The sequence below is a fragment of the Chryseobacterium sp. HNCC26DJ241 genome (assembly GCF_057180505.1).
Window position 1 is genome coordinate 334,269 of record NZ_JBXUGL010000001.1, and the last position, 25,596, is coordinate 359,864.

The 25,596-nt window shown below is 34.9% G+C and carries 20 protein-coding genes; 1 reads left to right on the top strand and 19 read right to left on the bottom strand.

Going from position 1 to position 25,596, the window contains the following annotated elements; all coding sequences use genetic code 11:
* Positions 1-85: 85 nt before the first annotated feature.
* Positions 86-1,360, top strand: a complete 1,275-nt coding sequence (locus AC2A1C_RS01490; protein WP_484022776.1) for a Y-family DNA polymerase — start codon at positions 86-88, stop codon at positions 1,358-1,360.
* Positions 1,361-1,428: 68 nt separating this feature from the next.
* Here AC2A1C_RS01490 and AC2A1C_RS01495 read toward each other — a convergent pair whose 3' ends face one another.
* The 19 genes from AC2A1C_RS01495 to AC2A1C_RS01585 all read right to left on the bottom strand — a co-directional run bounded on the left by AC2A1C_RS01495 (position 1,429) and on the right by AC2A1C_RS01585 (position 25,542).
* On the bottom strand, positions 1,429-2,718 hold the full coding sequence (locus AC2A1C_RS01495) for an ATP-binding protein (RefSeq protein WP_484022778.1): 1,290 nt from the start codon (positions 2,716-2,718) through the stop codon (positions 1,429-1,431).
* A gap of 2 nt (positions 2,719-2,720) precedes the next feature.
* Positions 2,721-4,043 (bottom strand): hypothetical protein, encoded by a 1,323-nt coding sequence (locus AC2A1C_RS01500; protein ID WP_484022780.1) that lies wholly within the window; start codon positions 4,041-4,043, stop codon positions 2,721-2,723.
* A 54-nt stretch (positions 4,044-4,097) separates the two neighbouring features.
* Positions 4,098-5,165: a polysaccharide deacetylase family protein gene (locus AC2A1C_RS01505; protein ID WP_484022782.1), complete on the bottom strand. Its 1,068-nt coding sequence runs from the start codon at positions 5,163-5,165 to the stop codon at positions 4,098-4,100.
* 45 nt (positions 5,166-5,210) lie between these two features.
* Entirely contained in the window at positions 5,211-6,341 is a 1,131-nt protein-coding gene (locus tag AC2A1C_RS01510) for an eCIS core domain-containing protein (protein WP_484022784.1), read from the bottom strand.
* A gap of 15 nt (positions 6,342-6,356) precedes the next feature.
* Entirely contained in the window at positions 6,357-7,487 is a 1,131-nt protein-coding gene (locus AC2A1C_RS01515; RefSeq protein ID WP_484022786.1) for an eCIS core domain-containing M35 family metalloendopeptidase, read from the bottom strand.
* 13 nt (positions 7,488-7,500) lie between these two features.
* Positions 7,501-8,952, bottom strand: a complete 1,452-nt coding sequence (locus AC2A1C_RS01520) for a contractile injection system tape measure protein (RefSeq protein ID WP_484022788.1) — start codon at positions 8,950-8,952, stop codon at positions 7,501-7,503.
* Entirely contained in the window at positions 8,952-9,515 is a 564-nt protein-coding gene (locus AC2A1C_RS01525; protein WP_484022789.1) for a hypothetical protein, read from the bottom strand. Before AC2A1C_RS01525 ends, AC2A1C_RS01520 begins: the two co-directional genes overlap by 1 nt.
* A gap of 24 nt (positions 9,516-9,539) precedes the next feature.
* Positions 9,540-11,954, bottom strand: a complete 2,415-nt coding sequence (locus tag AC2A1C_RS01530; protein WP_484022791.1) for a hypothetical protein — start codon at positions 11,952-11,954, stop codon at positions 9,540-9,542.
* Positions 11,955-11,966: 12 nt separating this feature from the next.
* Positions 11,967-14,993 (bottom strand): hypothetical protein, encoded by a 3,027-nt coding sequence (locus AC2A1C_RS01535; protein WP_484022793.1) that lies wholly within the window; start codon positions 14,991-14,993, stop codon positions 11,967-11,969.
* Positions 14,994-14,995: 2 nt separating this feature from the next.
* Positions 14,996-18,235 (bottom strand): hypothetical protein, encoded by a 3,240-nt coding sequence (locus AC2A1C_RS01540; protein ID WP_484022795.1) that lies wholly within the window; start codon positions 18,233-18,235, stop codon positions 14,996-14,998.
* Between the two features lie 43 nt (positions 18,236-18,278).
* Positions 18,279-18,695, bottom strand: coding sequence for a GPW/gp25 family protein (locus AC2A1C_RS01545; RefSeq protein ID WP_484022797.1), 417 nt, complete (start codon positions 18,693-18,695; stop codon positions 18,279-18,281).
* 354 nt (positions 18,696-19,049) lie between these two features.
* Positions 19,050-19,340: a PAAR domain-containing protein gene (locus tag AC2A1C_RS01550; protein ID WP_484022799.1), complete on the bottom strand. Its 291-nt coding sequence runs from the start codon at positions 19,338-19,340 to the stop codon at positions 19,050-19,052.
* A gap of 1 nt (position 19,341) precedes the next feature.
* Positions 19,342-21,012 (bottom strand): phage baseplate assembly protein V, encoded by a 1,671-nt coding sequence (locus tag AC2A1C_RS01555; protein ID WP_484022801.1) that lies wholly within the window; start codon positions 21,010-21,012, stop codon positions 19,342-19,344.
* 7 nt (positions 21,013-21,019) lie between these two features.
* Positions 21,020-21,787 (bottom strand): CIS tube protein, encoded by a 768-nt coding sequence (locus tag AC2A1C_RS01560; RefSeq protein WP_484022803.1) that lies wholly within the window; start codon positions 21,785-21,787, stop codon positions 21,020-21,022.
* Positions 21,784-21,957: a DUF5908 family protein gene (locus AC2A1C_RS01565; RefSeq protein ID WP_484022805.1), complete on the bottom strand. Its 174-nt coding sequence runs from the start codon at positions 21,955-21,957 to the stop codon at positions 21,784-21,786. Before AC2A1C_RS01565 ends, AC2A1C_RS01560 begins: the two co-directional genes overlap by 4 nt.
* A gap of 12 nt (positions 21,958-21,969) precedes the next feature.
* Positions 21,970-22,428, bottom strand: coding sequence for a phage tail protein (locus AC2A1C_RS01570; RefSeq protein WP_484022806.1), 459 nt, complete (start codon positions 22,426-22,428; stop codon positions 21,970-21,972).
* Between the two features lie 10 nt (positions 22,429-22,438).
* Positions 22,439-22,876, bottom strand: coding sequence for a phage tail protein (locus AC2A1C_RS01575; RefSeq protein WP_484022808.1), 438 nt, complete (start codon positions 22,874-22,876; stop codon positions 22,439-22,441).
* 30 nt (positions 22,877-22,906) lie between these two features.
* Positions 22,907-24,859 (bottom strand): phage tail sheath family protein, encoded by a 1,953-nt coding sequence (locus AC2A1C_RS01580; protein ID WP_484022810.1) that lies wholly within the window; start codon positions 24,857-24,859, stop codon positions 22,907-22,909.
* Between the two features lie 11 nt (positions 24,860-24,870).
* Positions 24,871-25,542 (bottom strand): Pvc16 family protein, encoded by a 672-nt coding sequence (locus AC2A1C_RS01585; protein WP_484022812.1) that lies wholly within the window; start codon positions 25,540-25,542, stop codon positions 24,871-24,873.
* Positions 25,543-25,596: the final 54 nt, after the last annotated feature.

Genomic DNA, 25,596 nt, shown 5'->3' on the forward strand with positions numbered 1-25,596 from the left:
TTTGATTAAGTTCAGTATGAAATTTGTATATTTGAATAAGCCGTTATTTCAATTCATTTAGATTAATTATTGATACGCTTGTTCCATGTTTGCACTTGTAGATTGTAATAATTTCTTTGTTTCCTGTGAGAGAACTTTGGATAATTCTCTTATAGGAAAACCTGTTGTGGTACTTTCCAATAATGATGGTTGTGTAGTTTCACGAAGTAATGAAGCTAAAGAATTAGGAATTCCGATGGGTGCACCCGTTTTCAAATACAAAGATCTACTGGAAAAAAATGATGTAAAAAGTTTTTCTGCAAAATTTGAATTGTACAATTTCAAAAGCCAACAGGTAATTGAAATAGCTAAAAATTATGCTCCGGAATTTGAAGTGTATAGTATAGATGAGCTCTTTTTAGATTTTCACGGCTTTAAGTATATTGACCTGAATTCTTATTGTCAGGAAATAAAGAATAAGATCTACGAAAGTTCAAAAATCCCTACAAGTATTGGAATAGCCCCCACAAAAACGCTTTGCAAAATTGCCAACAGAATAGCAAAAAAATATCCTGAAAAATTTCAGGGAATCTATTTTCTGGATACATCTGAAAAAATTGAAAAAGCATTAAAATGGTTACCTATTGAAGACGTTTGGGGAATTGGAAGAAGATTAAGTACCAAAATGCAGGATCACGGAATTTACAAAGCCTGGGATCTTTTGCAAAAGCCGGAAATGTGGGTAAAAAAAATCATGGGAATTCAGGGAATCCGGATGATTAATGAGTTAAAAGGAATCCGTCAATATGAATTGGAGAAAGTCTCTTCAGGAAAAAAATCTATTGCTGTCACCAGAAGCTTTATGAAAATGATTACCGAAAAAGAGGAATTGCGAGAGCGAATAGAAACTTTTGCAATGTATTGTGCAGAAAAATTGAGAAAGCAGGAAAGCTGCTGCAAATCTATCACTGTTTTTGTTAGAACCAATCGATACAGACCAGACCTTCCCGAATATAAAAACGGATTAACTATCATTTTGGACAACCCTTCCAGCTCATCTATTATTTTGGCAAAATATGCTTCCATGATTTTTGATGAAATTTTCAAAGAAGGTTTCAGCTACAAAAAAGCGGGTGTTATTGTTTCGGATTTTGTTCCGGAAAATGAAAGACTGACCAGCCTATTTGAAAAGGATATTCAAGGTAAACACCTGCCTATTATGAAAGCAATGGATATGCTCAATAAAAAATATGGAAAAGACAAAATCAGACTGGGATCAATGACCGGAAAAAATACATACGAGCGAGAGAAACTTTCCCCTGAATATGAACAATTTTTAAAAAACAATACGCTTCCCGAAGCTAATTTTCGATTCCATTAATTTGACTTCGTCGAACCTAAAAGATTTAAAATTTAAACATTCTCTAAAAATGTGAACAATTTGATGATTTACATTAAAGAATTATAAGTTTTCTCTTCCTTTATATATTCAGCTTCTATTCCTTTCAACAGAAAAATATTTTTAAGAACCTGAACACCTTCTTCAATTGCCTGAAGACATGCATAAGCCATAGCGGAAACTATCTGTGCACCTGTTAATTCATATTGCACTGCCAGTTTATTCAGAATATCAGAATCTTCCAAAGTAATATCTTTCGGAAGAATTTTTTGCCACAGCAACAATCTTTCTTCGGAATTAGGTTTGCTATAGCTGATTAAACAATTGAAACGCCGCAGAAATGCATCATCAATATTATTCTTAAAATTTGAGGTAAGAATAATCAATCCGTTAAAATTTTCCACTCTTTGCAATAAATAGCTCACTTCCTGATTGGCATATCGGTCATTAGATGATTTGGTCTGGGTTCTTTTCCCAAATAAAGCATCGGCTTCGTCAAAAATCAGTATCCAGTTTTTGTTTTCAGCTTGAGTAAATATCTTTTCTAAATTTTTTTCTGTTTCGCCAATGTATTTGGAAACTATTTGAGACAGATCTATGCGATACACTTCCCGCTGAAATTCCTTTCCTAAAAGAGTGGCAGTAAGTGTTTTCCCTGTTCCGGAAGGGCCATAAAATAACGTTCTGTAACCGGGTAAAATATGTTTTCCCATTCCCCAATTTTCTCGAAGAGTTTGATGGTGTTTTATCCACAATCTCATCTGATGTATTTGATTTTGAATAGTAGAACTTACCACGAGATCCTTCCATTCTAACTGGGTAGAAACTTCTTTTGCAGGAAAATCCGGGCTGAATTTTGGTTTCATTTTTTCTCCAAACAATAATAAATGGACAGCTTCCGGTTTTAGGATAAGCCTTCCGCTCATTAATGGTTCTCCTTCTTTTACAGAGTCTATACTCATTATTTGATTTTTGAAAAACCAATGCGAAGTTTCAAATAATCTCTGAATTTGCAATCTTTTTTCAATATTTTCTCCTGCTAAAATGTACTGAACAGTTTCTCCGGTAGGCAACATTCCTCTATGATTTTCCAATCTTATTCCTCCCCATTCCGGAAATTCTCCACCTTCCGGATGAAATTCTTTTACAATCTCATCAAAAAAGTGAGGCAAAACGTGTGGAGCTAAAGCCATTAGCAAAACTACGGCTTCTTCGTGCGTAGTCGCTCTTTCCAAAACTTCGGAAAAAGTATTCTGAAAATTAAGATTCGTAGTTATTGTTTCTTCACTTTGAGGAGCAAGAGAATTTATAATGAAAGATTTTAGGTTTTGGAAAAGCATAATTATTTTTCAAAGATTAGAGATTTAAGAATTTTGAGTGATTCTTGTTGTTCACTGTTCCAATAATCTGTATGGGACCAAACCGGCAGCTTCTTTTTTGCCCAGCTTCCCTCTGGTTTTAGTTGATAGTTTGTAATTCCTTTACCCAAACAATCTATATTTCCTCCTACAAAATCATTGGTAAAATATATATTAGTCCATTGAATGAATGAAAATTGTGCTGCATGGTTGATTACTTTTACATTCACTTTTTCTTTTGCAGTAGTATTAAACTGTTTTTCAAAATAAATAGGTTTTTCATAATTTTTGATGAGCACTCCTTTTATATTAATCATATCTATTTCCGGAGGAGAAGTAGGCAATTCTCTATAATTAATTTTACTTTTAAAAACAGTATCATTTTTTGCAAATAAAAAACCTCCGTGAGACAACGGACTTCCAAGCGTGATAAAATCTGATACGAGCCAAGGATTGTTTAAGGTTTTGAGTTCTAAAAACAATTTATTTTGCAGTTTTTTATATTCATCTAAATCCAATGCATCTTCTTGATGTGATTTAGATACAAACTCCGACATTTTTTCCAACGTTTCTTGTGTAATATCTTGATTTTGTATTTTGTATTCATATACATATTCACTCCAAAGATTAGAGATTATATCATATCCTACTACACTTCCTAAACTATGCCCTACAATAACAATCCTGTCATACAGCTGTTCTCCATTTTCGTCTTTCTGCTCATGAAGTTTTTTCAATAAATTTATTCCTTTACTGCGTATTTTAAAACGGGCATCTATATTCTTTGGAAATGGCGAAAGATACTTAAATGCATCTCCTACACTATTAGAAATTTGGGAATTAATTTTAGGTATTATATATTTAAAAAGACCAAAACCTAATACCCCACTTATTGCTGTTGAACTTAACAAATTAAGTATAATTTTCCCATCAAAAATGGATTTATTTATTATATAAAGTACAGGTATCAATAATAATAGGGCGATCAAAATACCTCTGATACCATATATAATATTTTGCAATCGAATGGGAATATTTTTTTTAAAAAATAAGCGAAATACCCAACTGTAAATTTCCGTTAGAGAAGGTTCAGACATTAAATTAGCCCAATAAAACTCATAAAAATCGGTTTTCTTTCCACTTAAACTCAGTCTGCGTGTTTCGTAAAAATTAGCAATTCTATCAGGACTACTGTATAATGCTTCTTCCTTTTCTTTTATGTTTTCTACAAATTCTCTAGCGGTATCCATTGGATTTTGATCACCAATACCGTGAATAATAACTACTGCTTGTTTTTTACTGCTCATGGAAAAAAGGTTTTTCGAAAAGAATTAATGCTTATATTATTTTAGTTTTTTACATTACGGCTTATCAAAATTAGCAGTTCCACCTCCCAAAGCTTTTACCTGATCTCTAATATATTGAATGAGAGTTCTCAAATTATTGGCTGTACCTTTTTGAATATCATGATACAAAATAACTATTTTGGAAGATAATTTTTGTACCCAAGGTTTCCATCCTTTTGATTTGGCGGCTGCCAAACCTGTATCTAAGCGAGATTTAAGATCTTTTAAAGGTAAATCTTTCCCTTGATCTCCATCTATATCCCACATAAGATTCTGAAGATTGGTTTTTGCATAAATACTGGAAACATCTGCATTAAATGCTCCAGTAGGAGGCCTTACTAATGTGGGATTACTTCCTGTTTCTGTATTTATATAGCTTTTTGCACTTTCTAATTCTTTTTCTAATGTACCTTCTTTAGCTGAAGTAGTATGCAATTTATGGTCTTCTGTACTTCCTGTATGCACTCCTACAATATGTCCGTCTTTCTGCATTCTTTTTACAAGTGCTTTTCCTACAGTACTTGCACCTCTGTAAGTAACTCCTGTTTGAATAAAAAAAGCGGCTTTAATTCCTTCCGTCTGTAAATCATCCAATACTTTTTCCGTACGATTTATAGATTTTCCCAACTCGGCGGAATGAGGTCCATCATCAAATGTTAAAGCAAATGTAGGAGAAGGTATAGATGCTTTAGATTCAACAGGTGCTTTTGCAGTTTCTTCTTTCTGTTTTGGGGATTCCACTTTTTTCTTTTGGGAGTCTTCTTTTGTTTTTTCCTGTTCAACATTTTGCTTACCTCTCATCTTTACTCTCCAAAAAATGGTTTTATTGATTTCAAAACTTTCTATTTTATATTCTTTCCACTCTCCTTTTGCCTTTAGTTTTTTCATGCGAGCTTCTGCCTCTTTTTGCGTCTTATAATATCTTGCAGTACTGCCATCCGTATCATTTATCCAAGAGTCTTCTGCATCTTTTTTTTTCATAATGATTTTTTCCGGAACTTTTTGGGCAAAAAAGGATTTGTCTTCGCCGTTTTTATAAGGAAGTTGAGATGCTGTTTTTGGAAAAGAATCGTAAAAATTCATTATTTTAAAATTTAATTATAAGTAGCCCTCATTTCAGATTATATATTATGATGCACTGCAATTATCACTTCCATGACAATTTGAAAAAGTAGGGTCTCTCCAGAAAGGTCTATTATAGATTCTAACGCAATCGCCCATCTGTACAGAATTATAAAATTCGTTTGACCGACTGCTTGCTGTGGAATTTTCGTCTACATCAGGTATTCTGGCACATCCCGCAGATTGACTACCGGGTATAAGTGTAGGTGTTGTTGGTCTTGGATTACCGTGTCTCCAATAGTTACTATGGAAACCAAAATCACCACAATAATTAACAAAATTAATCAATCCATGACCTGATAATCTCTGGAATCCTTTTATTGAATATAAATGACACCAATCATTATTCCTTGCCAAACCGGAAGTACTTGGTCCGGTAATCAGGTTGTCATACTGATGTAATACCGAAAAACCAGTGCCGCTTCTTTGGTAAATTCTCACGGAATTTAAATTTAGATTAAGATGTATCTCTCTATCCTTTACATTCGCTGTTCTGTAAGTACATGGGTCACCTTCTTCTTGTTTTTGTAATTTTCTCTCAACTCCGCCGCTTTGCTGTACCGTATGCGTCAATTCATGGGCTAATAAATGTTTTCCAGTATCAGAATTAGGACTGTACTTTCCTTCATTAAAATAAATGTCATTTCCTACAGTAAACGCTTGTGCATTCAGTTCTCGGCTCATTTGTACCGCTTCACTTCCGGTGTGGATTTTAACCTCCGAAAAATCTATTCCGAAACGGCTTTCCATAAAATTTTTAGTTCCGCTATCCATACTGTCTCCGCCTCCTTTGCTGGAATTGATCCGGCTTTCTACATGATCTGAAGCAACTCCCCCATTTTCTGAAGAAGAACGCTGAATCAATGGAGAAATACTTTCAGCTAAAGGCTTTTTTTGTAATTTTTCTTCTTCTTCACAAGCTGCACATTTCCTTTGCACTAAAGATCCGGTATGTGTAATTTGTGTAGAAGGTTCGGGCATTTTCATTACTTTATCTGCTACTTTGTCGGCTTCTACTTCATAAGAATCATTAGCAGAACCTACACTCAGTTTTTTCTGAATGACAGGTTGAAAGAAATTCGTAGTACTTTTTTTTTCTACAATTCTTTTTTTCTGTAAGGTCTCTGAAAATTTCATTTTCTAAAATTTTATTTAACTTAATTCTCGTACAAAGTGTGCATAGGAATCTGCATTTATTAATGGTTCAGAACCTGCACCAGGATAACCGGCATTACCTTGATAATGATCTATATTCATAAATGACATTCCAGCGTGAAACGATTCGTGGAGCAAACACTCTGTTCCAAAAGCGTTGGGCAAAGTAAGCGTACTTGGAGGATTTGTGCATATAGTAGCAGCATTTGAACCTGCTACAGACCAGCCACAATGATTTGCTATACATAAAGCTGTTGTTCCTGCTGTATCACAAGAAACTTCCATATTTCCAAGAGTTCTAAAGGCTACTCTTATTCTGGAAGTAATTAAAGGAAGATTAGCTTCTACTCCATGAGTTCCTCCAAAATTTCTTCTTAAACTTGGCAAAACTCTCGAATGAATAGGGTTACTCTCTATTTTTTTTAAAGCATTTATTATCCAACCTCGCGCATTAAAAATCGCTTGATGGACTTGTCTTATTTCGGCAGCTGTACAGTTAGGATTAGCTCCCAATTTCTGTACCTTTCTTCCAATTCCGCCACTTTGCTGCACCGTATGCGTCAATTCATGGGCTAATAAATGTTTTCCACTATCAGAATTGGGATTGTACTTTCCTTCATTAAAATAAATATCATTTCCTACAGTAAACGCTTGTGCATTCAATTCTCGGCTCATTTGTACCGCTTCGCTTCCGTTGTGGATTTTTACATCCGAAAAATCTGTTCCGAAACGGCTCTCCATAAAATTTTTAGTTCCGCTATCCATACTGTTTCCGCCTCCTTTACTGGAATTGATCCGGCTTTCTACATGATCTGAAGCAACTCCCCCATTTTCTGAAGAGGAACGTTGAATTAATGGAGAAATAGTTTCCGCTAAAGGTTTCATCTGAAGTTTTTCTTCCTGTTCACAATGCGCACATTTCCGTTGTACTAAAGATCCGGTATGTGTAATTTGTGTAGAAGGTTCGGGCATTTTCATTACTTTATCCGCTACTTTGTCAGCTTCTACTTCATAGGAATCATTAGCAGAACCTACACTCAGTTTTTTCTGAATGACAGGTTGGAAAAAATTTGACTTTTTTGCTTTTGCTTGTATTTTCTGCTCTTTTTGAGCGGTTAGCGTTTCCATAATTTTTGCTTTTTTAATTCCAATAACAATGTAAAAAATTGTCCATCCAAGGAGTTTGTATTAATCCGATTCCCCAAGGTAATTGTTCCAACAAAATATCTACTCCTTTTTCTTCTACCCAAAGCTCGTAAGAACCAGATTCCGAGATTGATAATTTGCCCATTCTTTGCAAAAAGGTTTCGCGAAATGCTTCAATAGATGTACCTTTCAGTATTGTCCAGTGATCTATAACTGCTAATAATAAGTCTTTACACATTTCTTTTTCCCTTTTATTTATTTTTTGCTTAGTATTTACTACATCATCAAGAGGAAAACCGCAAAGCAGTTTATTTAAAACCAGTTCGTTTTCAAAAAAAATTTCCTGACCGGTAATCAAGTATTGAGTCAATGCAATAGCTTTATGCTGATTTTTTTTATCAGTCCATAATTCCTCTTTACACAGATTGAGTTTTTCAAAAAGTGTGGAAAGAAACGGATGCAAAATCACCAATCCCGCATTTTCAATATAAAGAGATGAATTTACAAGTATAGAACTCTTGGCTTCCTGTTTTTCTATTGTAAAATCATTTCTAAATTCCATTTCATTTGCAATTTCATTATCGCTTTTTCTCTTATTTTTATTTACTTCAAGATTTCTATCTTTTAGATTCTGGTCTTTTTCTGGCTCATTTTTTATTTCTGATTCATTTTCATTATCTAAATTTTGATCCTGATCATATTCCTCATTTGAAGACAGGTCAAAATCCTTTTCCAATTTTTCGGAATATCGATCCGGATTTTCAGAATTCATCTTTGTATTTTCGAAATACAATCCTGAATTTTCTATCCATTCTTCCATTTCTTCCACAGAAGAAAATTCAATTTCAGAATTGAAAAAATTAATAAATCTGACGAATTTGTCTTGATAAGAATAGTTAAGTATTTCAGATTGTACTTTTTTCCGGAAAAAATCAGGAATGTTGAAATAATAGCGTATAAGAGCTTTTTTATGGCTATAAAATACCATAAATAGTTTTTCGATAAAAGCGTCGGAAATCTTTATTGCCTTTACTATTTCATCAATATTACGAGAAAGCGTGTTCTCTGCAATTACTCCTGTTTTTAAATACCCAATCAGTAAATTTACAAGATGAGAATCTTTTGTTTCAAAACCCAGTTCTTCTAAATTTTCTTCATTATTATTGAAGCTGACATTCCGAAAATGATTCTTCAGATAATTCTCTATTTGGATCAGTGACTGATTGACCAGCTCTTTTTTCCAATCTTTTCGAGATATATCAGGCAATTGAATTGTCAATTGATCTATAGTCCAAGTATAATTTTTGACAGAATATTGATAGAGCAAAACTTCCAATTTCGGGTAAAATTCTTTCTCCAATATATCGGATAATGTATTCTGTATCTCTTTTCCCAAAGGTTGGGAAGAGCATTGTATATCCATGATATGTTTCTGGAGAAGATGCATTATTCTTGAGAATCAAAGTTAAATGGCGGACAATGGAAATGAATAGATGTGAAAATATTAAATCCATTATCATAATTATTTTCATTGAAATTGGTGTTAGAAAAATGTAATTCTAAAAACCTATCTTCCATAATAGAAATATTAAGACATACATGATTGGCATAAAAATTTCCATAGCAGCCTGGTACCAAAAATCTCAAATTATCTCCATCATTCTGCATAATTTTCTTTAATTCTGTAATTATTTTGCTTGGAAGTTTATAAAAAAAACTTATTTTCTCTCGCTGTTGCGACGGATTAAGCAATAAAAATTTGAAAGTGAAATTCACAGTTTGCTCGCTAATTCCTTTAAATGAATACAATAAAGATGAAAAACCATCTTGATCTTTTATAGGCTTATCACTCCAAAAATGGAAAAATTCAACTTTTTCATTTGTCGGAAAAGGTACATTTTCTGTGTAGTCCAATATTTCGTTCAGTACTTCCCGCACTTCTTTTGCGGTATTGTTACCACCATCGTTAATGGTTTCTATTTTTGCGATTACATCTGCTTTTGTTGTCATGATATTTAGTTTTTAGATCGGTTATTATTTTTGAGTAAAAAAATCTTTTTCATCGAAATCAGGATAATAAAAATCACCGATTTTTTCTTTTTCAAGTATAAAGTTGATAGTATCTCCTTCTCCACAACAAATGTAAGGCAGATAAAAATCGGCAATTACCGTATTCTGAACCACAGTTTCCCTAATGCTATTATCATAAAACATGTATTGATCCACATATTGCATAAAGGAAAGTCTATACTCATAAGGTAAAACATTGTATGAAAATTTTTCAAAATCTGCTTTCAATTTGATTAGCTTATCGCTACAATCCGGACTTGTTTTTTGCACTGTAGACACAACTAATGGTTTTGCTGTTTCTGGTACTATTCCAAGTACCGGGTTCGCATTTATTACCCCAGTATTTATTTTTATATTTTTTCTTACGCTCTCGTAGATAAGGATAAAAGTTCCTCCTTTGCATACCCCTGCTTTATGTTCGATTCCTGAATGGGTTTCAAAGAATTTTTTCACAGTAAGATTTTGGCTGATTTCTTTCCATTTTAGTATAGCTGCTTGATACAATGCTCTAAACTCACCTTTCTGGCAAACCATTATCACTTCATCTAAATGATCGATAAGGTCTTCTGCAAAGATTTTATTATCATCATTGGCTAATCCATTAAAAATATCCTTACGATAAAAATCAGCAATAAGTTCAATTTTTTCATAGATTATAATAAATTTAGAATAGATTTTTAAAAATTCAGAGAAAGACTCCACCATAGAGTTTCTGCCTAATTTTAATTGTCTTATAAAATCATTCAGCTCATTTTTTCTTTTTCTCTGAAAGTAGGGTAAAATGGAATTATAATTATCTTCAATCCATTCTATAGACTTGCCTATTACATTTTCCCAATTTCTTCTTACCAAATCATAATCCAACTCAATATCTCCCCAATCTCCTGTATATGTTGTGATGCTCGGAATATGATTTTCTAAATCTACCGCATTGAGAGCAATTACTTTAAATGGCAAATTATTATAGTCTTTAATTGCTAAAATTTCTTTGAGAGCCTCTTGATAATTTTTCCCGATATGTCCTTCAATTCTAAAGAAATTATAGGGTTCAATATCATACAGCAAAGGTTTTTTTACACATTCTAAAGAAGTGTAATTGGCAACTTCGGAATGGTAAGAAAGTACTTCATTGTTTTTATTCTTTAAAGTTTTTTTAGGATTCCATTTTTTATTTAAGTCTAAAATATGGTCGTAATAAAACGGAATCGATTTTTTAGAAAGTGGAATGTCTCCATACAAAGAAGGTGTTACTTTGATGCCGTTGTTTTGTATTTTCCATGATTTGATAATGTGAACCAGCCTTTCAAATAATAGAGTAAGTTCCTGTTTTTTCTTATTATTTTTTCCTGAATTGTTTTGCATTGAGAAAAAAGGAGTTCTATATTCTGTACTTAAACTATCGGCTCTACCTAAAACAACGTGAAAAGGGAATAAAGTTTCGTCCACACAACATAAAGATGGATTTTTAGTACTAAATTCTACAATCTCGTTGTATGCAAAAGATATATCGAAAATCCAATCCCATAAATACTGAACATTGATGCTGCTCTTATTGGCATTAAGCACAGTTTCCAAATCTGTTTTCACATTATTTAATCCATTAAGACCAGCATGATTGTTTATCATCGGTTTATAATTATTGTAAGCATTGCTTATCTTATCTGATAAATCCTGAATGATAGAATCCGTCATCAATTTTTTAAATTCATTCAAAACCTGTGAGCCGGTCACTAACTGAGTAGTCGGAACATTGTATCTTGGAAGGCAAATCTTATCCAATGACGCAACTTCCGGATATTCAGGAAATAAGAAAGCATTTAATTTATCTACTGAAACCAGCAATGGTCTTATTTTAAACTCTAATCTTTTGCCTTTGTCATCACAATTGGTTGTTACACAGTTTTTCTCATCTATTAAAGATGCCTCTAATAAAAGAACCACGATTTTATTCTCGAAAAACTGATCGGGAATAGCAATTCTATCCGGTTCCAAAGTGTTGGTCGGGAGCAATTCTATAGAATTTTTTAGCGGTTCATATATTTTGGTATGAGATAAAATCATCTCCAAATACTCACCATCTATGTAAGCAGGTGCTAAAAAATCGGAAGATAATTCTATGGAATGATAATAAGAAAAGGTCTGCTCTTCCCACTGAATCTGATATCCCAAAGATGTAATTGCAGTTCCGCAACTTATGGTGATCTGGTTGGTTTTCGGGTGTGAGATTTCCAAACCGCAAAGAATTCCGATTCCGATACCTCCAACTCGGGTAAGCCTGTCTTGTTCTTCCAGATAACTTATGGCACGATTCAAATGTTTTTGACTGAGCACTTGGTCTGCCTCAAAAACGGGATATTTGGATGGGATATATGCTTTCATGGTAATGTATTTTTAAAGTGTTCCTAATGAAGTGCTTCCTAATATGATGGGATTAGTGGTTTCGCTGAGCTGACAATCATATAAATTTCCTTCAGGATAGATGGTATTGAGCTGTTTAAGTTTGGCAAGCAAAATTCTGTGGTATTTGGTAAAATTGGTATAATCTCTTTTAGTGAGGGTTTTATTGCAATATCCGAGTCGGAAACTTCTGTAGTTTTCCAGCCAGTTTTTATAGGCTGTCTGGAATTCTTCCATATCTTTGGGATTTACCCAACAAATTTTTAACAGTACATGAGCCGGAGCTTCCTGTCTGAAAATCTGTTCTGCATATCTTCTGAAGGTAATATTTTTAAATCTTGACAGATATCCCGGTAAAACAATGGTAGCTTTAAATGAGTAAGGATCATTATTGGCTTCATCTTTACAGTCGTCTTTCAGGCAAACGGTCAGCAGATCTTCTGCATCATTATCAAAATGAGGAAAAGGTCTTAATAAAATATGTTCCAGGCAGTAAAAGTTTTCGTATGCTTCATTGAGAGCCTGCATTAGTTTATAAAGATATTCTGATGCTTCCTGATTACTTGTAAACGTTTTATCTACAGTAGCTATTTTTTTTGGTTTTATTCCTAAATAGATATAAAATTTACTGCCCTGCTTATGGATGAAGTAAACAGTCGGGTTGAGCAGATTCTGTTGCGTCCATTTCCATTTTTCTTCCAGATCTATGGCTGGTTGTACTATTTTATAGACTACACTTTGATTATCAATTTCTACAGGCAATGTCCATTGAGCTTGTACTTCGGTTTCGGTTACAATATCTCTGAGTCCTATATTGTTTATTCCTAATAATCTGGCTGTTCTTTTTTCGTATCCGCCTCTGTGATCTGTGTTCCAGAAATCCTGAAAATCAAATTTGTTATTGACGATTTCGGCATGCAGATAATCTATTCCCAATCCTCTTTTATAGCTGGTTTCTGCATAATCTTTTATGAATGCTTCTTTATCGTTGATAAGATCCTGCGGCTGAAAAGATAGTTCTCCCAATCCACCTGCATCCTGACTTACGCGATACATCATAAAGACATAATCATTAAAACTTTCGCTGAAGCGTGACATCAGATGATCTAAAACCCGATTTCTCCTGTCATAAAAAACGGTATGCGTTTCTTCTAAGGAAATATCAAATTCTGTTTCTCCAAACAATAGTTTATTCTGAAAATCATCGCCGTATATTTCTTTTCCATAAAAATCTTCTCCTGTTTTCGGATCTATGCTCAGATAATTAGGATAATAGGTTTGTTGAATTGGTTTTAAGTCAAATATACTTTTAGCATTGTACAATTGACTGAAAAAATCTGCCAATACCTGATCGTAGAAGTGAAGATAGGCTTTGAGCTGTTTTACCTGAGCTTTTCTTTTTTCCGGAACTTTATCGGAAAGCTGGTTTTTGCCTAATCCGTAAGTAATGGGAAATTCTTCCTGAATGCTGTAATATTCATCCAATTGGTAAAATTGTCCCTGCGGAACCGGAAGATCGCCTTGAGTTGAGTACAGTTTATAATTCTGTATCTGAGCTTTAAGCTGCAACACCTTCTGCTCTACCAACATCTGATTGTTTTCAGATAAAAGGAAAGGAATATTTTTCTGGAATAATAATATTTTTGATTTTTCACTGGAAAAAATGGGTTTTTCTTCTCCAGATAATTGTAAGCACCATTTCTGGTTGGTACTTCCTGCAATAGGTTTTCCCAAAGAATTGTAAGCGGTCATTAAAAGGTTTTCTACTGAAACTATTCCTTTAATTTCCATAAGGGCAGCAATGATATCCGAAGCATGGATGCATTTAGGCAATTGGGCTTTTTTAAGCTCTTCATCTTTTAAAAAACCATGTTCCAGTTTCGGGCCTAAAAATATTTCGGTAGAATTTAATCCCTGCTCTATCAATTGTGATAAGGTGTAAAAACGTACGGGTGGATTCAAAACTTTTTCAATCGCCATTTGGATTTGAGCCATCACTTCCACCGAATCGGTTTCTGGAGCCAGTTCTACATCTACACAAAAACTTACCTCAACAGTTCCGATGGTTTCTACACATAAAAAATCTTCTGTAAGGTTCCTGTTCTGATGTAATCGTTGCTGAACGGTCTGGAAAATACGATCTGATTCTATTTTTTTATTTTTTAACAGCGTAATGATCTCACAAATAGGTTTTTCGGTACTGAAATGTTCTTTTACTTCATTAATTTCACCTGGATCAATTGGTTCTATGACGAATTTCAGGATGTCATTAACCTGGGTTGTCCGTACTACTGTGATGATAACGGCATTGTCTTTTATTTCTACTTTTTTGTTTTTTATTTTGTTGGGTTTATCCATTTTGCTCAGAAGGAGCGCTTCAGGATCATTCCATGAGGAAAAATTGGGGGTGATTTTTACCTGTACCCATTTTTCATCCTTCAAAAATGCAAATTCCAGTTCTGTGGTGTTCAGATTTCCAAGAACGGGGTCTTCTTCCAATTCTATTTTTATTTTATTCAAGCCTCTTACGGATAATTGCTCCAAGAACTTGTTGTGTTTATCTTTTGAGGTAAAGCTCAGTTTATCTTCTAAAACATTGATGTAAATATTTTTCTCTGCTTTATGAGGCAAATTGTAGCCGTAAAGGTCAGTTTCTTTTTTTGTTGCCAAAAACCAAGCATTGGAAACGCCTTCAATATCAATTAAAAGTTTTCGGTAATCCAGTTCTGTTAATGGTGCATTGGTCAGAATGTTTCTGGCTGTGAAAAATGATTGGTTTTGTATCTGTCCGTTTTTGTTAGCCAATAAATCTTTGATGTCAAAATCAGTTCTGTAGCCTAACTCTGTAATCATAAAAGACAATGCTTCCAAAATCGTAATTCCCGGATCGTGGGCATTATAATCTGTCCATAATCTGTTTCCGAGTTTTTCAATATACTTTAATCCTTCTTTGCGCAACAATTCATAATCCTGCGATGGTTTCAGTATTCTTTCTGATGGTATGTAATATGTAGGATTCATGGTTAGCAATTGTTTTTAAGTTCTTCTATTTCATGTACATCATTAGGAATAAATAAAGTATAATCGGTTTGAGGAACGATCTCATTTACATCGGATATGGTTCTTTTTACAATATTCTCCGTATCATCAAGGATCAGCTGATCAACCTGAAAATCAACTACATAATCTACAAAACTCTGATTATCGATCAACTGAATAAGTGCAGAAAGCTCTATTTTTTTTGCAAAATCAATATCAATGTCGTTGTACGCCCACGGACTGATGAATTTATTGAGGGTTTCTTTTAAAATATCTGCATATAACCGTGTATCTGCTCCCGGAATTTCTCTGTATTTTACTTTGCATTTAATCTGTATTTTTTCTAAAACAGGCGGTTTCACACATAAGCGTACATGAGGTGAACACAGTTCCATCACTCTGTTTTTAATGCGTTGCAATGTACTCAGGCTCAGTAAAGGTTTCCACTCCCAAACTGCTGATGAATTGAGGGATCTCGCAATGGGAATAAGGGTTACATATCCTGCGGAAACATTGGAAACACTGCCTGTATCATATCTGTAATGGTTTAAACATTTGATTCTGTATACTTCCGGAAATTCCTGTAAAACAATTCTCTCGTGATCCCATGAAGTGATGGCTCTTTGTTTGTGTCGCAGTCTTTCGCTGCTTCTTTGGTACAGCAAGCTGTCGTCTTCCTGTTTTTTACCTCCGAAAGAGGAATAAGGCTGTTTTACTTTTTTAACTGACGGATGTGGTTGATACAGCTTTGAAATGGTTCCTTGCGGTGTCACTTCAAGAAAATAGCTTCCATTATTTTCAAAATCAAACAAAACGGCTTTTAAAGCCTGTTCATGGATGCCCACAAAATGGCAGATCCTGTCTAATCCGTCTACAGAGATTTTTATCCAGAAAAGAGATGCAGGAAGTACGGTGGTCTGTGAATTGTCAAATTCAGGGATAGTCAGTTGTACGATTCCTGATTGCAGCAAACCCATAGTTTCATCTCCTATATCGTGGGAATCTATGGTTTCCCATTCGTTATTGTTTAAATATTTCCAGGAGAGTTTTGCCGGTTCTTTTCTGGGATTGGCTGTTCCTTCGGCTAACTGAAAAAGAATGCTTAATCCGTTTCCTTCCTGTGCGTTTTCAAGTCCTATGTAAATTTCTCCCTGCTCCGGTAAAGAGGGAATGACTGATAAAGAGGATTTCGGAGTGAATTTTTCGTATCCGAAAGGTAATAAATGATAATATTCTACCGGATTTAATGTATCATCCGAATTCTTGAAAGTATAGGTATTTGCAACGGAATAATTCATTACAATCGACTGAATAACGGGAGCAACAGGTAAAACCGGACTTGGTTTTTTAGTTTCTGCAATATAATCCTGTAAGAATTTTTCTTTTTCATAGGCCGGATCATTCAACTGAATCCTTATATATCCTGAAATGCTTTTTTTATCGGGTATTGCATCTTCCAGATATTCTTTTACAGGGTAATTGTTAGTATAAACAGAATTAAAATGATCAGAATCTTTAACAAACTGTCCGTCTTTCATTTCATATAACAAAGAATCATCTACAACGGTTAATGTAGTATTCAATACTGAGATAAATTCCTGAGAAGCAATATTATCGAAAGATGTTGCTATATTTTCTGCTTCAAATGACTGTACTTTTGCAACAGTATTGAAAGTTTGAGAATTATCACTTAATAAAGTTGAAACCTGCGAAGTGATATTACTCTGGGATGCAGAGACATTGGTATCGATTGAAAATGTGGCAACTGCTCCTTTTTTGAGGAAAAACTCGTTACAGCCTATGGTAAAGCCATTTCCGTTTTTTGGAAAGTCTCCGAAAGGTTTAAACGGTTTATTGATATCCACAATTCCCGTATCTGTAGCAACGATGAAGTTTTTCAATCCCACAACATTTATTTTTACCGCCAAACTGCTGCATTTTATAGGTAATTTATTGTTTTTAGGAATTATTTTAAGGATGGGATGTGTTGTATTAATAATATCTCCGTCATGAATTTTTTGATCAAAAGGTACAACGGCTTTCTCCGTAGCAGGAATGGTAAGCTGAATACTTTTATCCTGAGTGAGTTCTTTCAGACTGATCTCGATCCATTTTTTTTCTCCGGTGATCCAGAATTCAAATAAATCGGGGCTTAGATTTTGGGTATCGAATTTAAGTGTGATGGTTCTTGTTCCGCCTCTCAGATAGAATAGCGGACTGGCTAAAAGCAGTCCTGTTTTTGTATTTTCTGCCGAAGCGGAAAAGGCAGAGAAAGGAGTATTGGTTCCGTTAAGAGGAAATAGATCTGTTTTTCTCCATGCAGTATCTGTATGATGGCTTAAAAAGGATTTTATTTTTATGGAATTAACTGCCTGATTTGATGTGGAAGCATAGAATTTATTTTTTCCCAATGAGTTTTTCTTTGCCGGGAAAACGGTATTTTTCGGTAGTAAAAAAGTGCCTGCCTGAGCAAAAGGTTCTATGAGTAAATGTACATAGTCCGGTTTTGCTTTTTCAGGAAGCAATTGTAAAATTTCTTTATAGTAAAAGTCCAGATGTCTTTTGGTAAATTCATTCAGGTGGTTTTTTGCAATACCCAATAATTTTAGAAAAGCCAAAAACAATGCATAATGTGGTGAATGTGCGGGATAATTTTCTAATTGCTGTTTTAGTGTTTCTTCGGTGGTATTTCTCCAATGTAAAAGCAACCCGAAAAGCTGCTGAACGCTTTTGTTAAACTGATAACTGCTTATTAAGGTAATGATCGAGTTTTCATTATTTATTTTTGTGAGAAGGGCATTTAACTGATTTTCAATGGTGATCTGAGAACCTGTTAAAAATTCTTTTACTTTTATTGAATCATCTAATGTGGTTACTTTTTCAGTCAGCTTAGTAAAATCCTTTTGAAGATCTTCAAAAATTTTTTTTAGTATTTCTTTTTGTCCTTCATTGTCACTGATCAGCGGAATCAGTTTTCTGCCATTTTCATATCTTTTCTCATATTCCTGAATATTCCATGTGAAAATTTTCGCTAAAACAGCCGTAGATTCCCAAGCAAAAAATAAAGACCAGTTACCTTGTTCTAAATTAAATTCATTAAAATATCTAAGATAATCCGACATTTTTTGAGCCAAAACAATGTGATCTACCTCAGTCCTCTCGTCCAATAAAAAATAATTGGTTTCAAGGGCAGGTAAAAACCTGTTGCTCTGGGTAGTTCCCATGCCTTGGTGAATTGATATTTTTGAAGAACAATTTTCCATGATGCTACGATTTTATATAAGTTCCTTCTTCTAAATAATAAGGAAATACATAGTTGTGCCTTGAATTGGTTGCCCGAATGGTGTATTCAACTTCAATCCTGACAATACCTTGTGTTTCATTGTTTTCTGAAGCGAAATAAATGTTGTTCAGGTCAATTCTGGGTTCATACTTTAAAATAGAGTGTTCAATAATACCTTTGATTTTTGTAAGCAGGGTCACGGTAATATTTTCAAACATCAACGGAGAAAGGTCACAACCAAAATCTGATCGCATTACTCTTTCTGTCAGTTGAGTATTTAGGAGTATCTGCAGGCTTTGATGTATATCTACTTCATCCGAAACGGTCTCCACTGTTCTTATAATGGGATTAAATGTCGGAGGAAAACTCCATCCTGTTCCTAAAAAGTCATCTGTTTTCATGGTATCTTATTTTAAACCTGTTTACATTTATTTTTTGAACCATTAAAATTTATTTCAAACACATGAGTCACATGAGATTTAATATATTATTTTGAAAAAGATCACATGAGTTTAAAAAATCTTTGATTTTTCTTCTTATGTGTTCTTATGTTTTCTTTTATTCTCAATGCTGATAGACGACTTATGTGTTAAAAATTTAGCGTATTTCTAAATAATTTTTAATGGTTTAAAAATATTGGTTATATCGTATAAACTTTGAAAATATCTTTTATAATAGGATTTCATCCTATCCTTTGTTATTTCGCCACTTCGTGGCTCAAGGTAAATCCAAAGATTGAATGGTATAACTTTTTATTATCCTCCGATAATTACTGTGGGGCATCCTGCTACAATACTTCCTCCGTGTGCTGTGGAATCTCCCATCCTTGCGGCGGGCATTCCGCCTATCAGTACTGTGGATGAGCCTTTTACAATGGTATCGGGAGGTCCTGTGCAGACACAGCTGTCTCCTACTACTGATGCGGGCATTCCGCCTATCAATACAGTGGAATTTCCTCCGGACAGTAACGGACCTCCTACATGAGGTACTGTTCCTGTGGTCATTGGACATACATGCATGTCACCTGTTCTTGCTGCTGCGGGCATATTAATTGAGTTTTATGATTGAACCTTTTATATCTAAAGTGGCATCGGCAGAAATTTCGCCTTTTGCCCCTTTTATGCTAAAGTCTTTTGCTGCCTTTAGAATAATATCTTTGCTGCTGTCTAAAGTAATTCCGTCCGCATTCATCATAATTTTGTTTCCGTTTTCATCTTCCAGAACAAAGCCTTTTTCGTCATCGCTTATAAGGAGTTTATTTCCTTTTTTTGTGCTTAGTTCAATGGATTTTTTCTCATCGTCCAGTTCTATTTTTGTTCCTTCTTTGGTTATTAAGCCTTTTTTATAATTTTCCTGCTGAACAGGAACCGGCATGGCGTGCTGTGAACTGTACAGACTTCCTAATATTACAGGTGTATCAGGATTATTTCCTAAACAGCCGACAATGACCTCATCATCTACATCGGGGATAAAATAGCTTCCCATTTCATTTCCTGCAAATATTGTTGCCAATCTAGCCCAGATTCCTTCTCCGTTTTCAGAAAGCGTGGGTATTCTTACTTTTATTCTGAATTCGTTGTCCGGATCTTCTTCTATCTGGGTAACAATCCCGATCTGTAATCCGCTTACAAAATTGGTTTGTCCGGTCTGCGCCTGTTGAGCAGGTATTGCAGGTGAGCTGTTTTCTGCAAATGACTGTTCTATTTCTACTCCTAAAGTATACTCTGTTTTCCAGCATCCGCTTTCAAACGTATGCAGCTCCTTGCTTATCAACAGTTTTTCTTTGTCTATATCTCTGTTTACTTTATTGCAGGTGAGAAAATCTCCTATTTTGGCTTCTATATTTCCAAAAGTGGTAAGCTGAGCCTGTATTACTGCATGATTGCTTCTTTGAAGGAATGTTTTTGCCATTCTTGTCATCGTGGAAGTCAGAAGACGGCTTTCATTAAGGGTTACCGTTTTGATGTTTTTTTCTGCGTCCTGTTCTGCTTCAATTTTTTCCATTGCCTGAGAAGAGGCATCCCAATATTCTATAGAGGCTTTGCTGAGTTTTTTGGACTCGTCTTCTCTGCCTGAAAAGCTGAATACATTAATGCCGTTCTCTGCTGCATATTTTTCTTCGGGAATGGCATCCAATATATCGATACCACTGAATTCTCCGTTCCGAACCACTACCAATATTCCGATTGAGTCTAAAAATCCTACTAAATAATCCCACGGAATGGTATGAGGATTACGGGTAATCATTTCTTCTTCCCACTCTTTTTCTTTGGTATCCAGATTATTAGCAACTTTTGCCTGACTCAGAAATGCATCTAATTTGGTTCTGAAAGTTTCAGTGCTGTTATCAGGATTCTCTGAAGGTGTGGTAAGCTGATAAGCATCGTCTTTGCATTCTATTTTTACCGTAACACATTCACCGCTTATATTTTTTTCAATAGATTTAATGAATCCTTTGAACAGGGTTTGTTTTTTTTGATCAACGGCTACTTTCAGTTCTATTTTCTGTCCTTTTTTAAGTTCATCTGCGGGAAGGGTTGTTTCCGGATCTACATTGGGATCTGATGCTGTAAATGTGAATTTTGCAAAGGGTATTTTATTTAACTCAAAAGCTACCTGTCCTTCTTTCAGTAAAACATCAAGACCATTACTTTCCCCGTCAATTAAAAACTCCAGGTTTAACAAATTATCTGCAGGTATGTATGGCTGAACAGGCATAATCTTTTTATTTAACAGGCGGAAATGATATATTCTGCCCGGTTTCTGTTTTTCTAAAACTTAATAATCGGTTGGTTTGGGCTACATCTATATAATACGATGGGTTTTCATAGATATTTTCAGCTATAAGTGCCAGTTTATCATTCATTCCCAGCGTTCTTATATGAGTGAGATCCGGAGAACTTTTATTTTGCTGTGCAGCCATTACTTCATAAGTGGCAGTTCCTTTAAAAATGCATTTCACCTTAGCTCTGATCGGTCTGCCATCTTTTCTGAAAAGCATATATTCTATATCCATGCTTTTTAACCGGCATTGTAATTTGTATCCTCCCCAAAGAAGCTGAAGATAAGCTGTCTGATGGGTAGTTCCATTATAACCCATGATGAGGTTTTTAAATTCTTCCACATCTTCCTCTACTGATTTTACTTCAGCAAAAGGATTAACTATGGCAGGAGCTAAAGCATCCAAAACGTCTCCGGCTTTGTCCAGTAAGGATAATTCGCCTTTTCCGTCTTTTATTTTCCCGGGTGGTACAACACCAGAACTGTCAAAAACAAAATCAAATGTCACTTCCTCTCCCTCTATTCTGTTAAAACTTAAATTATTAGAAGAGGCCCCCATCGGCTGTCCCTCGCAAAACATTACATTATGCTTAAGGGTGTACTTTTCCGGATTTAGTTGGACAAAAATTGTTTTTTTAGGAGAGGTATATTTACTGTTCTCATATACTTCTATCCTCATTTTGTCTATGATTCCTAAGGCTGCTTGTATCATCTCTCACTTTTTTCTTTAAGTTTTTCTAATACTTCTTTGGTACACTCTTTAATGAGCTGCGATTTTAATTCCTGTATTTTCAAAGGATCTATTGGCTGTGAACGGGCAGAATTTACCTGCTCTTCTTCTATTTTTACTTTGATATGTAATTCTTTAATCTGAATAGCCATTGTAGTATATTATTAAAAACTAGGTACAGGTAACTCTTTGAAAAAATTATATTTCAATGTGATGGTTTCAATGACAATTTTATTTTCTTCGGCATTGAAGTCACTGAATTCATAGCTCAACGGAATGGCATGTGATACATACCAGACTTTCAGAGGATTTCCTTTTTCATTTAATAAGGAAATGACCAGATTGGCAGGATAGAAAACAAAATCTTCCAATGCCTGATTGCACCACATGGATAAACCGGACATATCTGAAGTTAATCCTCTTTTTAAAACCAAATCCTGATAACCGGAACGAAGGGGTAAATTGTGTTTGAATTTATTCTGTCCTCCTTCGGTATAAGGTTCGGTTTCCATGGTAACTTTTAATCCGTTAACGCTTTGAAATTTTGTATCAATACTGAATTGCGGCAAAAGCTCAAAGATCACAGAAAAGTAAAAACCGGGAATGGGATTGCTGTCAGGCATGATATTCAGTTTATACGTGTTCTACTGTAAATCCGTGATTGGCAATTTCCACTGTATCTATAGCTGCTTCATTGGCATCGGATTTCATATCGGTGCATTTTAAAGAAACTATGAAACAGTCTTTTACTTTCCATACCACCTTAGGTTCGTGATTTTCATCCAGCAATGAGATCGTGATATTCCTTCGCTCTACAGTATTGAGAGCTACAGTATTGTACCAGTCATAGAATTCATTATCTCCTGCAAATACTCCCCTTTTCAGGGTAATATTGCTGAGTTTCAGCATTCCGGGCATTTTCTTTTTAAAGAATTCCGGGCTTGATCCTACCCGATGTTCAATAACATCCATTTCTTTATTTAATCCTGATACTTCCGTAAAAGCTATTTTACTGCCGCCCCATTCTACACTGAAATGAAACTTTGGTAGCGGAAAATCTGTATTTGGCATGATGTATAGTTTTAGAGTTTAAAAAAATAATTAAGATTTCTGTTGCATTTGTTTGAATTCAAGTATGATGAATTCTGCTGGTCTTGAAGGAGCATATCCTATTTTTACGATCATTCTTCCCTCTAAAATATCTTGTGCAGACATGGTCTGGTTAAGTCCCACTGCAACAAAAAATGCATGTTCCGGCTTGGCTCCTGCCAAAGCGCCGTCATTCCAAAGAGTGGTGAGATAGTTTTCAATCATCCCTTTTACATTGACCCATGTTTGTGCTACATTCGGCTCAAAAACAAACTGCATACAGGCTTTTTTCACAGACTCTTCAATCATATTGGCGAGTCGTCTTACATTTACATATCGCCAGTCATTGCTATTTCCTGCTAATGTTCTTGCGCCCCAAACAAGGTTTCCTCTACCAGTAAATTTCCGGATTGCGTTGATGGATTTTCCTGTTTCATGGATGTTCATATCTTCCTGATCTTTGTCATTGATGTCATCTGTTAAGCCAATTATTCCATTCACGCTTACATTAGCCGGAGCTTTCCATACGCCTCTTGTGGCATCGGTCTGAGCATAAATTCCGGCAATAGCTCCTGACGGAGGTACGGTGTTCATAGATTGTGAAAGTTTTGAAACTATGGCGGCATAGATCGGGATATTAGAAGTCAGATTGTTTTCTTCTGTGGATACATAATTTTCTAATGCACTGATTGCAGAATTCATTGCTGCTATGATCTGAGCGTGCAACTTGTCTAAAGCTGCCTGAATTTTTGTTTTGTCTGCAAGTCCTCCTGTAACCAATGCTCCTGTATATGGATTAGGAGCTGAAGCTGCGAAAGCACCATTTCTCCAGACGAGGTCTTCAAATGCAGTATTGGGATCTGTAGTAAGAACAATATCTGCCAGATCATCAGGATTGGTGTCAACATCCGGTCCGTCAACGGTTTGTAAACCGTCATAAACTGCTTTAAAATCTACCAGTTTTTGAGCATATTGCTTAAGTGATACAGCAATAAGACCTTGAACATAGGTTTTGAAAGGATTGACCAAAGAGGTAGTTTGCCCAAGAATGGCAAGGAATCTCTGCAATTTATTTACATAATCACTTGTATTGCTGAAATCATTGGCAATGACAATTTTGTCTTTGTTTTTTTCACCCCATTTCACACTGAAACCGTTATTCACATCATTAGGAGCAATATTCTGATATACTTTTTTATAGGTTACATCAAATCCTGCTAATAAAGGAGCTATTGTTAAATCAGTTGCATAAATAGAAGCAAAATCCACTTTTCCCGGAGCTGTTCCATTAATATCATTAAACCTGAACTGATACGGAAAATTAGCCTGAAGATATGGATAATAGGCTGCTCCGTATTTAAGGTTCTGGTTTCCTACTTCATCTCTGAAATCTGCACTGTCATCATCTAGGTTTGCCGCTTGCTTTACATCCATAATAGTGAATCTGTCCATAAGGTTATTGCATTGCATTAATGAATGAACCTGTACAGCTCCTAAGTTGGCTGCGGATAAATTAATGGCATCCGGGAATAGTATGAGAGTAGGCTCATCATATTTTTCCAATGTAGTAATACCATCTGTAAATTTAGTTTTTGTTGCCGCATCAAATGCCGGATTATCTGTGTAAAGCCCAATGGAAACGATATAGCATTCTCCACCACCATTGGCATAAAATAACCGCATGCTGTTGTAGAGCTTGAATTTACTTTCCGTAACGGCACTGTCATCAGTAGGTAATAAATTACTGTCCAGATCTACTGTAATACTTGCAGGAGACGGAGCTCCTCCAAAAATCTGTTCATATTCTAATAATGAAGAAATTCTGGTGGGAACATTCTGAGAAACTGCTTTTTGTGTGTATCCTACAAATGCAGGAATTGCAGTAGCTACCTGAGCAATGGAGGGAGGAAACGCATCAATTTCATTGACGTACACTCCCGGAGTTTTGATTGCACTAATATTCATGATAATTAATTTTAATTAGTTGTTATAATTTGGTTATTAGCATCTTTTGTGAAGGTACCTGATTCAAGATGCCCTGTAGAATCGTTAGGATTGTTTTCCCAAAGTTGTATCGTAGCTTTTTTGATGATTTCATCCGGAGCGGTTTCTTCTACCTGAATAGGAATCATTTGTACTTGGTATAATACCGAAGGCATATATTTGGCTCCCAAATAAGACCACATCTGGTTGAGTTGATCTATTTTTAAACTTACCATGTCAAATATAAGTTTATCGTAAGAACCACTACCAGGAACATTTTCTAATAAATTTGGAGCCTGCCAGTAAAAAACACGTTTGTTTTGAAAATATCGGATCACAACTTCCAGTTTATCTATTCCTTCTGAATATTTGGACTGATCGATATTATAAGAGGCAAATAAGAGTGATAAAATTAAATTTTGAGTAGGATTTTTATATTTTTCTATGGTATCGCTCGGAGATACATAATTTTTGTAAAGGGTTTGATTTTTGAGTATTTTATCTTCTTCAATGTTTACGATTGATAAAATAATGGAAGATTTGGAAGACAGAAATTCATCCCCATCATTAAGTGTAGCGATGTTTGCCAGTTCAACAACAGGCGTTCCTGTTATCTCAGCATTTACTGCAATAACAAGTTTCGAAAGGAACTCCGTAACTTTCATGGTAATTAGTTTCTGCTATCAAAGTTGCATTTTAAATTTTATTTAAAGTGCATG